Raw genomic sequence first — 13242 nt, forward strand, 5'->3', positions numbered from 1 at the left:
AGATATCCTGTTATACAAAGATTTAATGATGTTCTTTTTGTCCAAAAGGTTTTATAATAATCCCAGCACTTAGAATAAATCCATCCGCTGGAGCATAAATTTCCGTAAAAGTAGGATCATTAACAGGAGGTAAAACTAATGGTGAAAACCTACTCTGTCTTCTATCTGTAAAATTTTCGAAGTTTACGAAGATTGTTCCCCAACTAAAATTACGCATTCCCAATAGTCCCATTAAAACATAATCCGTAGTTTCTGTTCCATTAGAAAGCAATTGTTTTCCTGTATAATATGTTTCAAAACCTATTCGCCATGTTTCATTTTCATACATAACTACACTTCCTGCATTATGTCTTGCTGTTAATGGTTTCTGAGGGTTTCCATCCAAGTAATTTAATCGTGTATCAATAAAAGCATAATTTAGAAACCATCTAAAATCTCTATAACTAAACTTAATATTTGTTTCTGCTCCTTTACTTACAATATTATCACCTGCATTCTCAAATTCAAAAAAACCAGTACCTGTATCTCTTAATAATAGTCCATCCTGAATAGCAGTGACATAGAATAATTGATTAATAGAAAAATCTATCTCATCGGTAAGGTAGGTTTCAAAATTAAAGTCAAGGTTTACTCCGTAAGATCTTTCCGCTTCTAGAGTATCGCTATCAATAGCTAAAATATTATTGAAATTAATCAATTCAGCTTCTTCAGTAAAAATATCAGGAATTTTATATCCCAATCCTCCCCCTATTCTACTGGAAAATGAATTATTAGCTTTATATAATAATGACAGTTTAGGCAAAGGAAAAAAGCCCCAGTCATTCACATAATCTCCTCTAAAACCGGTTTCCAAGATCCAATTTTCAGAAAAATCATAGATGTTGTTGACAAATAACCCTGCCGTTAACTCACTTTGATCTCGTTCTAAAGAACTTGATTCTTCATCGAAATCGATAGTGTATAAGTTTGCTCCAAAAATCCAATCGCTTCTCTTTCCGTCATTCTTATAGGCTACTTCTGTAAATGAATTAATTTGAGTTCCGTTAAAATTAATATTCGGAACAGTTAAATCCCGATCAAAGTAAGCAAAACTGTTTTTAATATTTATAGATTTCACTGTATCAATTTCTGTAGTATAAACTGCTTGTGTACTTATCCTTTTTGAAACATTTTCTTCTGTATACAAATTATCATTCCTATTTTTAATTCCATTGATATCGCCTCCTATCCTATCATCATAAGTTCCATTTATTCCAAACCAAATCTTAGTTTTATCCGACGGATAATAAAATAATTTAGGATTAACAGAGATTGATTTTGTACGTGGTAAATTACTAAACCCATCATTTTCTGGATCAAACTCTTTCTGGATATATCCTGATCCATATAAGGTAACTCCAAATTTATTAGTTCGCTTGCTATAGAAAATATTTCCCGTGGTTCCTAAAGCATGTGTTTGGGTAAGCATAATATCTAATTCTGGTTCTTCTTCTGGTGTTTTGGAAATTAAATTCACTAAACCCGCAATTGCTCCTCCTCCATAAAGTGTGGAAGAGCTTCCTTTAATTATTTCAAATTGTTTTAAATCTAAAGGAGGGATCTGAAGAATACTTAATCCACTAGAAAAACCACCATACAAGGGAAAACCATCCCTAAGCAATTGTGTGTATCGGCCGTCTAAACCCTGAATTCTTATGCTTGAGTTAGCACTGCTCAAAGAAGTTTGCTGCATCTGTATACCCGTACTTTCTCTTAAAACCATAGAAATATTAGTAGCATTCATAGCATTCTTTTCGCTTAATTCTTCACCACCTATAACCTCTACTCTTGTTGGAATCCTCTTTATAGTACGCGTACTTCGATTTGATTCTAAAAAAACTTCCTCCAAAGCTTCTCCATTTTCTTTAAGATACGCAATCAATACTTCTTTGTATGGAATTTCTAGATTACGCTCTAAAGAAGTGTACCCTAAAAATGAAATTTTAATAGTATAACTTCCTTTGGGTATATTATCAATTGTTGCTAAACCATTAAGATCTGTTATACTTCCTGTATTAATATCTTGGATATAAACAGAAGCACCAATTAGTGGTTCTTCATTAGTCTCCGAAACCACTTTTATTTTTAATACACTATTTTGCGCATGAGTATACGTACATAGTGATATAAAGAGCATTACGCTCCATATATTATTTTTCATTATGAATTTATATTATTTATTAATTAAATGTATGTTATGGTTTCTAGCATTAGAAAACCAATATTATATTTAACTAATAAACTGAGGCGGTTGCCAAATATTGGGAAGGTAAAAAAAAGTATACTTGGGTTGATTAGTAAAATCATCATTTGAAATGATCATACTATTAATCTCTATGTCAAATGGTTTTATTAATTCATAGGTAATGGTAAGTCCGCAACAAGCACAAATACATAACGAAGCACAAGAATCATCAGTGTCGTTAGAGTGATCGTGTTGTTTATCTGTTATTGATAGTTCATCTTGATGCTCTAGATTAAAAGAATCTGAGCATGGCATTATTGACATAAATAACAAAAAAACAGACAATGTTGCGGTTAAAAATCTCATCTTTCACAAAGATATATGAAATAGATTGCAATTCTTACTTCTCTCCAACTAAAATCCAAATTCGTTTATTCTTTTCTTTTTTCCACCTGCCAAAATCTTTAATCTCAGTTTTAATTATAAAACCAGCATTAATTAGTTCGTCCTTTACATAGTGCATTGCTATAGTATGTGCCTCTGTTTGATCCTTTCTTGGCTTATTTAGCATATGCTCCTTAAATTTCTCTATAAGAACTATGTTACCACCAGACTTAAGAGCTTCTTTAACATGAGTTAATATTTTTATGTAATCTTCCATTTCATGATATGTATCTAGAATAACAACAACATCTAACGAATCTAAGGGCAACTTAGGATTATCATAATCACCTAAGGTGGTAATTACATTAGTTAGACTTCTATCCTTAATATGCGCATCTAACTTTTCTAATCTATCTTTTCTAACATCTACAGCATAAACTTTCCCTGAGTTCCCTACTGCTTTAGCCATATGAACCGATAGATAACCTTCATGACAATCAATATCAGCAACTATACTTCCTGATTTAATTTCAGAAATCTTAAATATTTCCGATACTTTCATCCAAGTATCTCTTTCTTCCCAATCATACTCCTTATACTGCGCTTGTATTAAATGAGATCCTAATAAAATTAATAGTAATGAAATTGAATTATAATCTTTCATATAGTACGTATTTACATTTCTTATTGATTATAGGATAGTTAGACAAATCAAAATACAGTTTAATTAAACCTCATATATTCATTTTATGAAAAGTTTGTGTTTTCTTTAAACCAAAAAAAAGGATATTCACCTAAAATTCGATGTAACATAAATATATATTACGCTTCTAATAATGTATTGAGCATAATAACGATGAAAAAGGAACTGTTTACCACACTTAGTATATACATCTGCAACTGGATAATAAGTTTAGTTCTTTTTGTTATAGTTGCAATGGTAACGGCCGGAGTTACATTTCTAGATTCTTTTAAATATTTTGTAGAAGCATTAGATAGAACGAACTTCTTAATAGCGATTCATGTCTTATTTGTTATACTATATTTCCTTTTTTTAATTTTAAGATATTTTATAAGAATACGAAAAAAGAAAGGTTTCAAATTAATGATCAAACAACTATCATTAAGACTGTTTACTCCTGTTTTTTTGTTATTTGGGACTTATCAGTTTATTATTATCAAAAATAGTTCTGAAAATTTTCAATATAATTGGATTCCTGCGGTAGAAAATAATAGTGGTGTTTCTAAAGATTTGTATCAAATTGATGGAAAACATCGTGGTATGAGTGTTTTCGGTTGGAATCGTGATAAAGACAATGCTAATGCAATTAATGATTTAATCAAATCAAACATAGAATGGGTCGCCGTAATTCCATTCTTAGATCAAGAGAATGAACAAACATTAACAATGAGAGTTCCAAAAGAGATTGGTCGATGGTCACGAAGAGATAGTTTGCATATTAAAACAATTAATGCGCTTAAAAAAAAGAACATTCATATCATGCTCAAACCACACCTTTGGCTGTCTTCTGGCTGGAGATCGAATATTACACATTCTAATGAATTAAACTGGAATATTTGGTTCGAATCATATCGTGCGAATATGATACATTATGCAAAAATTGCTGCATTAACTGAAGTAGAGCTATTTTGCATTGGAACGGAATTAAAAAGCTCTTTAAAAGCTCAACCCGATAAATGGAAATCATTAGTAAAAGAAATTAAAAATATTTATAAAGGAAAACTCACATATGCAGCAAATTGGGATGGAGAATATGAATTAATTGATTTTTGGAATGAGATGGACTATATAGGGATTCAAGCTTATTTTCCACTAACTCAAAATCAAAACCCTGATATAACCACTGTTAAAAAAGGTTGGGAAACACACATCAACATGTTGAAACCACTATCAGAAAAACATAATAAACCCATCTTATTTACAGAAGTGGGGTACAAAAGTGAAGCTTCGGGAACTATCAGGCCTTGGGAATGGGGATCTGCTTTAAGCATTTTATCCAAACAAAAATCTGACAAAACTCAACAAATAGCTTTTGAAGCTTTATATCAAGAATTATGGAATGAAGAATGGTTTGCTGGAACATATATTTGGCAATGGAATATTCGTTCAAAGAAAGAAAATGCAGCTAAAGATTTAGATTTTTCTCCAAGATATAAGGCTGCAGAAAATACAATAGCCAAATGGTACTCCACTAATAATTGTGATTAAAACTTAGATAAAAAGACCGCTGGATTATCACGTGCAATACTATCAAATTCTTCTACAGTAAGGTTACCCGTTGTGGTAGCCACCAAATTCTTTTCTGCAGAATGATTTCTAACCACATAGAAATCGGTCCCAAATAAAACTTTATCACCTAATTTAGGATTATTAATAGTTTGCCTTAACAATGGAAAAATTTGATCATCATGCAGTATATAACTAATATCAGCATATACATTATCATGTTGCAACATCATACTACAAATGATAGAATACCAGTCAACATATTTCCAGCAATCTTGAAGCTTTCTCCAACTAAATTTTTGATTAGCGGTGTATAAAAAATCTATTCCAAAATCTGGTTCTTTTATTAATTCATTACTGTATCCATATCGATCTAGTTCTAAATACTTATTCCACTGATCTTCTCCACCAAAATGAGCAAAACAAATTTTAAGATGAGATAAATTGTATTTCAATTCTGTATTTAAGTCAGTAAACCCAAATAAATCTCTTATATCCTGTCTACATTGGCTCACCAAAATTCTTAATAATTCTTCTTTAAGTAACACTAAGTAATTCATCGGATGTGTGAAATTTAAAGAAAAATCCTTGTTTTTGCGTTGTGGCAATAGTAAAGGTTCATAAATTTCATTTTTAAGGTTTACAATCTCTTTAAAGATTGGATGCGACTCCCATTCCTTTTTCTTTGCTCCCCTATAAAAGATTGTTCCCTTAATGCAATGTGTCATAATTGGAAGTTGATTATCTGCTGCATATTTCCAAAGGGGTAATAACTCCTCATCAAAAGGATAATAGCCCAATGCTGGATATATTTTAAACCCATCAAATTTTTTACCCTCTATATATTCTTTGATAAAACAATTCTCTAATGTAACTGTACCATTATCAAAAGTGTATTTTAAATGATCCTTTTCGTCTTTTATTCTTCTTGGTTCGACAAATACAAATGGGAGAAAAGCATCTTTATTAGTACTATTTTCCTTTATATCAGCTAATTCTTGCATCTGATTTTGATAAGAGTTTTCTGGTTTTAGTTTACCAGCTCCCATATATTCCATATCCATTGGTAGAACAATAAATTTTGTTCCAGGCGGATATTGTTCTTTCATGGATGAAAAAATTTTACTTTGATTTTTATACAAAGTAAATCTCCCTAATAACAAATATCTTTCTAATAAATCTTTGGTCATTTTTCCTGGTAGAATAGCAAAAAACTTGATAGTCTTACTTAGAACAAACCAAATGAAATTACGTCCACTCTTAAAATAACTAAATAGTATGAAAGAAAGAAGAGCTTGCAGATATACGTTTTTTATTGGAAACAACAGGTGATACTCTGTTAACCAAGTCTGGAGTTTAACAATATACCCTATTATTTCATTTTGTTCAGGATTAAAAACAAATGATAGCCATTTAAATATTATAAAAAACACATGAATAGTCAGTATCATTCCGATCAATGATAATACTCCTGAAAGCAATTTGTTTCTTCTTAATTTAATAGCTTTTAGTATCCTATTACGTCTTTTTTCTATATAAGGATCCTGATATTTTTTATTATTACTAGATATACTATTTTTAAATAGTTTAAGGATTAATGATGTATTTAATAAATAGCTAAATGGCCAAGGGACAAAAGTTTTAGCTAAATACGGAGGAACATGTTCTCCTCTAAAAATATGGGTGTGACAATTTATTACAGGTTTCTTAGTACAATCACTCATAATCAATTGATTTAAAAAGTGTTATTTTTTGTGGTTTATATTACAGATCAATCGCTACAATATCATCTTCTGGGGTAGGAAATATTGTAGTGTAATTATATTTGTTTTTCAAGTAATTCTCATCCCAAATCTCGTTTATTTTAGATTTATAATTAAATATTAGTCGAGTGTTTTCTCCAGAAGATTTTAATATCCTGGCAATAGTTACCTTTTTTGGATGTTTATAAATTCTACCATTGGTAGAGATCACAAAATTCTTACAGTTTACTTTATCTAATAATTCTGAACTTGTGTTATGAGAACTGGCATGATGTGATATTTTAAATAATTCTAAATCAATTTTCTCTTCCGAAGCAATTTTATTTAGTGCCTCTAGTAACTGACTCGGAAATGCGTCTCCGCAAAACAATACTTTCTTTCCTTCATATTCAGCTAAAAAGGCAATACTACTTCCGTTCCCAGCTGAAGTATCTTCTTCAAAGTCTTCTTTTACCAATTCATCTACATCCGGAAACCCTTCTCCAAAACTTTCAATAGCATCTTCTGTGACATCTTCATCGTTAACTTCTAACCCAAATCCTGGATCTAAATTGGCTGCTTTTACTTCCTCTTCCCATTTATCTTTTAATTCTGACAAATGCTTCGGTGCAGGAGATAGAATAGTTAATTTCATTCCTCCTGGAAGTGTTATTTTGGGCAACTCTTCTTGATCAACTACAATAGTATTTCCATTAAAATCACCATTCCAAGACAGATTATGTTTTAATATCATTGCAGAAAGGCGTTCCGCTTGGACAGCCCCAAAATGTTCTATTACATCTTGAGTGTTAGTATTTATATGGCTCCATCCATTAAACCAAAAATCACGTATGCGAAAAGGTAATTGATCCTCTTCTAATAATCTAAGAACACCTTCTATATGATCTCGATCTATATGTGTAACCACCAATAATTCCAGTTTTTTTTGATCTTCTGGAAGTTCATTGACTAGTTTTTTAATACTATGTCTTGTGCCGCCAGTACCGCCATCAATGAGAATTCGACTAGGATTATCTTCAGAACCATAGGTTATCCAGATACAATCCCCGAATCTCGCCGGCAAAAATTTTATATTAAACATCGTTTTAAAGTTTTCTTTTTCGTTTTCCCATCCTATACATTCTGATCTCATCATCAAAATCCTTTTTAGGGAATTTAATATGTATACTACCCATTTTTTTTCGTACTTCAGAATTATTTCCTTTTAAGCCAAGTTCCTTTGCTGCCTTATAAACGGAATTAAATTTTATTCCATCATTGGATACGATCTGACCATCCGATTCTATTGATAACTTCTGAGAAATTGTATCCTCAGTGAATATTTCAAGATTATCATGTACTGGATCAAAATCAGTATCCTGTAACAACTCATTTAACGGAACATCGTATATATATGCTATATATGACGTGTCTTTCGGTGTTCCTTTTTTTATTTTTTTAAGAGGGCTTTGTGGATCTAATCCATTAAAAGTAGTTGTAGTAGTTGTCCAATCTGCGGCTTCTGCATATTCATCTATTATTTCCAGTGCTTTTTCTATTTCAGGATCAAAATCTCCTTTACCTGATAGCATCTTTAAACCTTCCCACAACAATCTTAATCCTTCTGTATATAATGGTATTCCCCTTTTTGTAGCTTCTAAAAACCGAAATCTAATTTCATCCATATTCATAACTCCATTCTTCCTGCCTTCTTTAATAAGTTGCCAAGCCCAAATAATAGAACCATCGGACATCCAAGGCATCCAATTCGCTAAATTCTCCGCCCAATTATGTAATCGATCTAATTCTTCTGTTTTTAACAAATAATATCCGCCTATAGCAGCAGCAGCAGGATCTGTCATTTTTCCATAAAGTAAATCTTGCGCAGAAGATAATTTAAGACCCGAACTTTCATAAAGATCTTGGGCTTTAGATCTGGAATCTTGACTAAGTAAAGTCAAAATAGTCTCTGCATGCCAGTTATCAGTGGTAACGGTGACTTCTAAAGGGTGAACAATACCCTCAGGACCTTCATTTGGTCTTATAAGACACATCAAATGACTATTTGGTGGTAATGCAATTAATCGCCAAGGAATTTTAGGACCTCCTACTTGCAAAAATTGTTGGTTACGTTCCACATCTAATTCATAACTTACTCCTTCTTCATTCCAAGAACTAGATTCTTGTATTGGAATATCAACTACATTCCAATTTTCATTATCTTTTTTCCATAATCGAATCCAAGCTCCTAAATAAATGTTATCAACTAAGTCTTTTTCTTCATCACTATGTATCGATAAATTCTTAGATAAATAAGCCCATTCCTGAGTCTCACTGGGGCTTAAGCCAGATAGATCAAATTTGACAATTCCAGTAGTATCAGGCCCTACCATCACAGCTTTTTCCATTTTCTTACCGGAAGCCAGTGTTAATATTACTCCGTAAACCCCTGAAACAACATCAAGAGTTGTAGAACTATCATAACTCATCCAAAAGGAATGAAGTTCCTCTAATTTTGAATTCAAAACAGTAATTTTCTTAGGAATACGAGAAGAATCATATCCGTGTGTTATTATATGTATAGATAGATTACTCATTTCGCGAACAATTTATTTTTTCGTTAGCTATTGCCCTAACTAAGGCATATGTTTCTCCATTACTAAACTCCTCACTTTGTGATTCGGTCTGTAGCTTATAAATCCCTGCAGTCATATCCAATTTCCAAAAATCAGATTTAGGCTCTTCCGTAAATTCAGTACCTCCTTCTAAAGCAGTGCAAATTAGCTTGGACACATTAGTTGCTTCAGCCGGATCGCAAGCTACGGACAAATGTGCTGGAGGTGCTTTTCTGAAAGTAATTAAACTAGAAGGTTCACTAGCCGAATAAATACATCGTTGCTTATACCCCTCTGTAGATTTAATAGTTCTAAGAATATTATGGATCTGTGTAGCTATATCGCCGGTATTAACAACCCACTCTGCTCCTCTTTTATCCGCAGCATACCCTTGTAAAGCTTTTATAATAGACTGTGTAAAAAAGGAAGGTTTCTTCTTTGGACCATATGCCGCTTCATTATGCGCAGCAGCTTTCATTGTTAAATCATGTTTGCAATCTGGTGTTGTTAATAATGGAACATCTAAAGGTATATCAGGTAAATCCCTTTGGAGCATTTGTGAATTAATTTTTCTACAAGAATCTATAAAAAAGCATTGTGTAGATGCGTTACAAGAATGAAAAGCACTTCTTGTTTTATTAAAACTAAAACTTCCCATTAACCAAGGATTATTAATATTAGCTCCAAAATCTTCAGCTAATAAATAATGATCTTTTTTTTCTACACCATGACCACTAAAAAAGAATATAGCTACGTTATCTTTATTATCATCACAACGCTGTTTCCAATCATTATACGCGCGAGAAATATTGGCGAAATTGGCTGCTTCGAACTGTTCTCCACTATTTCCAGGACTAGGATCATCAGGAGAGGGAGAAATCAATAATTCAATACTCCCCAAAGGTTTTACAAAATCTTTTTGAACATCACTTTCTATCTCTAACAAGTGATCACGAAAGGCTAATGCAGATTTAGGAGGTGACGATAACTGCCTTAAAAGACCGATGTTCTCATAATTCTGCTCCTTTTCTTCAATTCCACCGGATAAGTAGCGATATCCTCCCACACCGATGATAATTACATGAGTTTGTGGTCCTTCATTTATTTGGTTATAAATCAATGCCATAAGATACTTTTGGTTTATCAGCAAAATTGCTTGCGCCAGAAATAGAAAAAGATTCAATTTCATTTAATTGCAAATCTGCAGGTGTAATTTCTATAATTCTGAATACACAAAACATACCCAGTATATGGTATATTATTTCAACATACGTAATACTGTACGAACTAAAAATTATTAAAATGTAAAACACTTTAATAGTAATAATAAAAAATGGGGGAATATATCTATAATTGAGGAGGTATAATTTAACAAGAAATATTCATTTAAAAAATAAAAAACTAATTTTTTGCACTAATTAACGCTATATATAAAATAAATAACATTAATTATTCTTAAAAAAAAGCAACTTTATGGTTGCTTTTCAATAATATATATTTAAATTAGCAACCATAAAGTTGCGTTAATTAATTTAAACCACACAAAATGAAAGATTTAATTACCAAAGAACAAGTTTTTAGTCATCCAATTGATACAATATGGAATGCTATATCCACTGCAGAAGAAATATCTAATTGGTTTCTTCCTGCAGATTTTAAAGCAGAAGTTGGTTATAACTACACTTTTAACTCTCCGGATAAAGAAAATTGTAAACCCATCGTAGGTATTATCAAACAAGCAACTCCATATACCCTCATATACTCTTGGAAGATAGCAGGCACTGATGTCGAAACAACCGTAAAATGGACACTAGAAAAAATAGAAAATGGGACCAAACTTCTTTTAGAGCATTCTGGTATTTCTAATTATACTGGAGAAACCATTATAGAAATGTTCAATAGTTTTGATGGTGGATGGGATAATTGTATTAAAGGTCTATCAGAATATTTAACTACGGCTACATATGCAGGATAAAATAACAAAGATTTTAAAGGCTATTTCTGATCCAACCAGACGCGAAATATTCCATGCTTTAGTCATCGCTGCTACTGCCCTTCCAATTACCGAGATATCTAGTCAATTCGAAATGAGCCGTCAAGGTGTCACCAAACATCTCAAAACACTTGAAACTGCGGGCCTAATAGAAATTAATGCTATAGGAAGAGAACGATTTTGCAAAGCGGATACACAACCTTTAAAGGAAATCAATAAATGGTTAAAATTCTATGAACAATTCTGGGATAATGCTCTTGGAAACTTAGGAGATTACCTTGATCAAAAATCTTAATAAATTATTTGATGAACCGATCATTAAAACCAACTAATTGATACTAACAGTATCGTATATCTGTACCTTATTCCATAAAGAAGAGGCTTCTTTAATAAATAACAAATGTGCTTCTTCTTTTTGGTATAAGTCTTGTTCTTCTTTTGAAGAAAAAGTAACAATTATGGAATATGTATATGAATTATCTACTACTTCACGATCTGTTCCCGCAGGAGCACCAATAAAATTAGTTTTCGCATACTTGGATGTACTAAGAAACTTATTCAGAGATTCTTCAAAAAGCTTTCTTTCGTCAGGATTATCAGGATTATTAAGCCATATGTATACAGAATGAACAAAATTCTTATCAAACATAGGCTCTTTCTTATTGCAAGATGACAACATGAAAATCAATACAATAATCGTTAAGAATAATACAGTTTTAAATATATTATTAAGGTTTTTTAGAATACTCATTGTAGATATAATTGGTTACTTTCTAAAAATACAAAAACATATTATCTTTTGGGTAATTCTCATAAATCAGAAAACTTTTGATTTATGAAAACCAAATGAAATTTGTGTTTTATTAGCTTTCTACATACATTGTTAAAACAAAACAACTTAAAAATCAATTAATTATGAACACAAACAACAAAATTCCTGTATGGTTTTGGATAGTGAGTATTATTGCACTCATATGGAATATTATGGGAGTAATGGCATATTTAGGACAAGCTTATATGACCGAAGAAATACTAAATGCAATGCCAGAAGCTGATCAAAATTTTTATCATAACATTCCTGCTTGGGTAACTGCAGTTTTTGCAGTTGCTGTTTTTTCAGGACTTTTTGGTAGTGTGGCCCTTATTATAAAAAAGAAATGGGCAATAGTTCTTTTTATTATGTCATTATTAACAATATTAGCGCAACAAGTTTATAATTTCTTTATTCAAGATTTTGTAACCCTATCTGGCCAAAGATTGTATATGCCAGTTATGATCGTTGTATTTGCTATTTTTCTGATATGGTTTTCTAGATTTTCTAAATCTAAAGGTTGGATTTCTTAAACCTTGTCAAATAGCTGATAAAAAACAAATGACATCTAAAACTAGATGTCATTTTCATTTAGAATAATTAAAAAAACTTATTCATTTGATTCTAAGTCTTTCAATATACTTTCTGCTTCGTTAATATTTTTTCCATAACATTTTTTAACCCATTTAGTGAAAAACACAAAAAATGTAATCCCAGCAGGTATAAAAACTAACAATGGCCAAAGATTTTTAATTCCCGTAAACATATCCTTTCCTCCCAAAATTTTAGAAGTTACTGGAAGAATCAAAAAGATTAATAGGAAGCTTAGATAGTAAGATATTTTTTGGAGTGATTGGAATTGCTTTTTATTTTTGGTATACTTGATTAAAGTATCTCTGTAGCTATTCTCGTAAAAATTAATACCACTCATCTTGTTAATAGATCTCAATGATAATATTGGTAGCACTATTAATACAACCGCCGATGCAAGACCAAAAAATATGTTATACCAAGTTTCTAATTGATTAATATTCAAAAAAATCAATATTGCCATACCAAAACATATAATTGTACCAAATATTTCTGGATAGGCTATTTTATTCCATTTTTTTCTATACTGTTCTTGTGTCATCATAATAATCATTTTATCAGTTAACTTCTTTTGTTTATCTAGTTGGTTACTTATCTCAGACCATACTGTTTGCATTTCTTCTAATTCCATCCC

General features: G+C 31.3%; 14 protein-coding genes. 4 read left to right on the forward strand and 10 right to left on the reverse strand.

The annotated features are described in order from the left end of the window. Window positions 1–22: 22 nt before the first annotated feature. From BMY33_RS03455 to BMY33_RS03465, 3 genes are all read right to left on the reverse strand, one after another. On the reverse strand, window positions 23–2200 hold the full coding sequence (locus tag BMY33_RS03455; RefSeq protein WP_244542969.1) for a TonB-dependent receptor: 2178 nt from the start codon (window positions 2198–2200) through the stop codon (window positions 23–25). 69 nt (window positions 2201–2269) lie between these two features. Next, entirely contained in the window at window positions 2270–2590 is a 321-nt protein-coding gene (locus tag BMY33_RS03460; protein ID WP_139195578.1) for a DUF6660 family protein, read from the reverse strand. Between the two features lie 34 nt (window positions 2591–2624). Continuing rightward, window positions 2625–3272, reverse strand: coding sequence for a class I SAM-dependent methyltransferase (locus BMY33_RS03465; protein ID WP_091405635.1), 648 nt, complete (start codon window positions 3270–3272; stop codon window positions 2625–2627). Between the two features lie 192 nt (window positions 3273–3464). Here BMY33_RS03465 and BMY33_RS23345 point away from each other — a divergent pair, with 192 nt between their 5' ends. After that, a complete protein-coding gene (locus BMY33_RS23345) occupies window positions 3465–4838 on the forward strand; it encodes a glycoside hydrolase family 113 (RefSeq protein ID WP_091405638.1) in 1374 nt (457 codons plus the stop codon). Here the strand turns inward: BMY33_RS23345 and BMY33_RS03475 are convergent. The 5 genes from BMY33_RS03475 to BMY33_RS23875 are packed head-to-tail and all read right to left on the reverse strand — an operon-like array spanning window position 4835 to window position 10454. After that, window positions 4835–6580 (reverse strand): amidohydrolase family protein, encoded by a 1746-nt coding sequence (locus BMY33_RS03475; RefSeq protein ID WP_091405640.1) that lies wholly within the window; start codon window positions 6578–6580, stop codon window positions 4835–4837. The two genes, BMY33_RS23345 and BMY33_RS03475, sit on opposite strands and share 4 nt — an antisense overlap. Before the next feature lie 40 nt (window positions 6581–6620). Further along, window positions 6621–7754 carry a ComEC/Rec2 family competence protein gene (locus tag BMY33_RS03480; RefSeq protein ID WP_139195579.1) on the reverse strand — a complete coding sequence of 378 codons (1134 nt, stop codon included), beginning with the start codon at window positions 7752–7754 and terminating at the stop codon, window positions 6621–6623. Then, the gene (locus BMY33_RS03485) at window positions 7705–9195 is read right to left on the reverse strand and encodes a hypothetical protein (protein ID WP_091405647.1); all 1491 of its coding nucleotides are present in this window, start codon (window positions 9193–9195) and stop codon (window positions 7705–7707) included. The genes BMY33_RS03480 and BMY33_RS03485 overlap by 50 nt, the downstream gene beginning before the upstream one ends. Beyond that, on the reverse strand, window positions 9188–10339 hold the full coding sequence (locus BMY33_RS03490; protein ID WP_170836992.1) for a caspase family protein: 1152 nt from the start codon (window positions 10337–10339) through the stop codon (window positions 9188–9190). The genes BMY33_RS03485 and BMY33_RS03490 overlap by 8 nt, the downstream gene beginning before the upstream one ends. Beyond that, a complete protein-coding gene (locus tag BMY33_RS23875) occupies window positions 10323–10454 on the reverse strand; it encodes a hypothetical protein (protein WP_280139518.1) in 132 nt (43 codons plus the stop codon). The genes BMY33_RS03490 and BMY33_RS23875 overlap by 17 nt, the downstream gene beginning before the upstream one ends. Window positions 10455–10759: 305 nt before the next feature. On the opposite strand from BMY33_RS23875, the gene BMY33_RS03495 reads away from it, so the two are divergent. Both BMY33_RS03495 and BMY33_RS03500 read left to right on the forward strand, forming a co-directional pair. Further along, window positions 10760–11188, forward strand: coding sequence for an SRPBCC family protein (locus BMY33_RS03495; RefSeq protein ID WP_091405652.1), 429 nt, complete (start codon window positions 10760–10762; stop codon window positions 11186–11188). Beyond that, window positions 11178–11501, forward strand: coding sequence for an ArsR/SmtB family transcription factor (locus BMY33_RS03500; RefSeq protein ID WP_091405654.1), 324 nt, complete (start codon window positions 11178–11180; stop codon window positions 11499–11501). The genes BMY33_RS03495 and BMY33_RS03500 overlap by 11 nt, the downstream gene beginning before the upstream one ends. Window positions 11502–11534: 33 nt before the next feature. Here BMY33_RS03500 and BMY33_RS03505 read toward each other — a convergent pair whose 3' ends face one another. Beyond that, the gene (locus BMY33_RS03505; RefSeq protein ID WP_244542970.1) at window positions 11535–11957 is read right to left on the reverse strand and encodes a Dabb family protein; all 423 of its coding nucleotides are present in this window, start codon (window positions 11955–11957) and stop codon (window positions 11535–11537) included. Window positions 11958–12121: 164 nt separating this feature from the next. Between BMY33_RS03505 and BMY33_RS03510 the strand changes: the two genes are divergently transcribed. Further along, entirely contained in the window at window positions 12122–12550 is a 429-nt protein-coding gene (locus BMY33_RS03510; protein ID WP_091405659.1) for a hypothetical protein, read from the forward strand. A 77-nt stretch (window positions 12551–12627) separates the two neighbouring features. Here the strand turns inward: BMY33_RS03510 and BMY33_RS03515 are convergent, their stop codons facing one another. After that, on the reverse strand, window positions 12628–13239 hold the full coding sequence (locus BMY33_RS03515; protein ID WP_091405660.1) for a hypothetical protein: 612 nt from the start codon (window positions 13237–13239) through the stop codon (window positions 12628–12630). Between the last annotated feature and the right edge of the window lie 3 nt (window positions 13240–13242).

The sequence above is a fragment of the Aquimarina amphilecti genome (genome assembly GCF_900109375.1).
Classification (GTDB): Bacteria; Bacteroidota; Bacteroidia; order Flavobacteriales; family Flavobacteriaceae; genus Aquimarina; species Aquimarina amphilecti.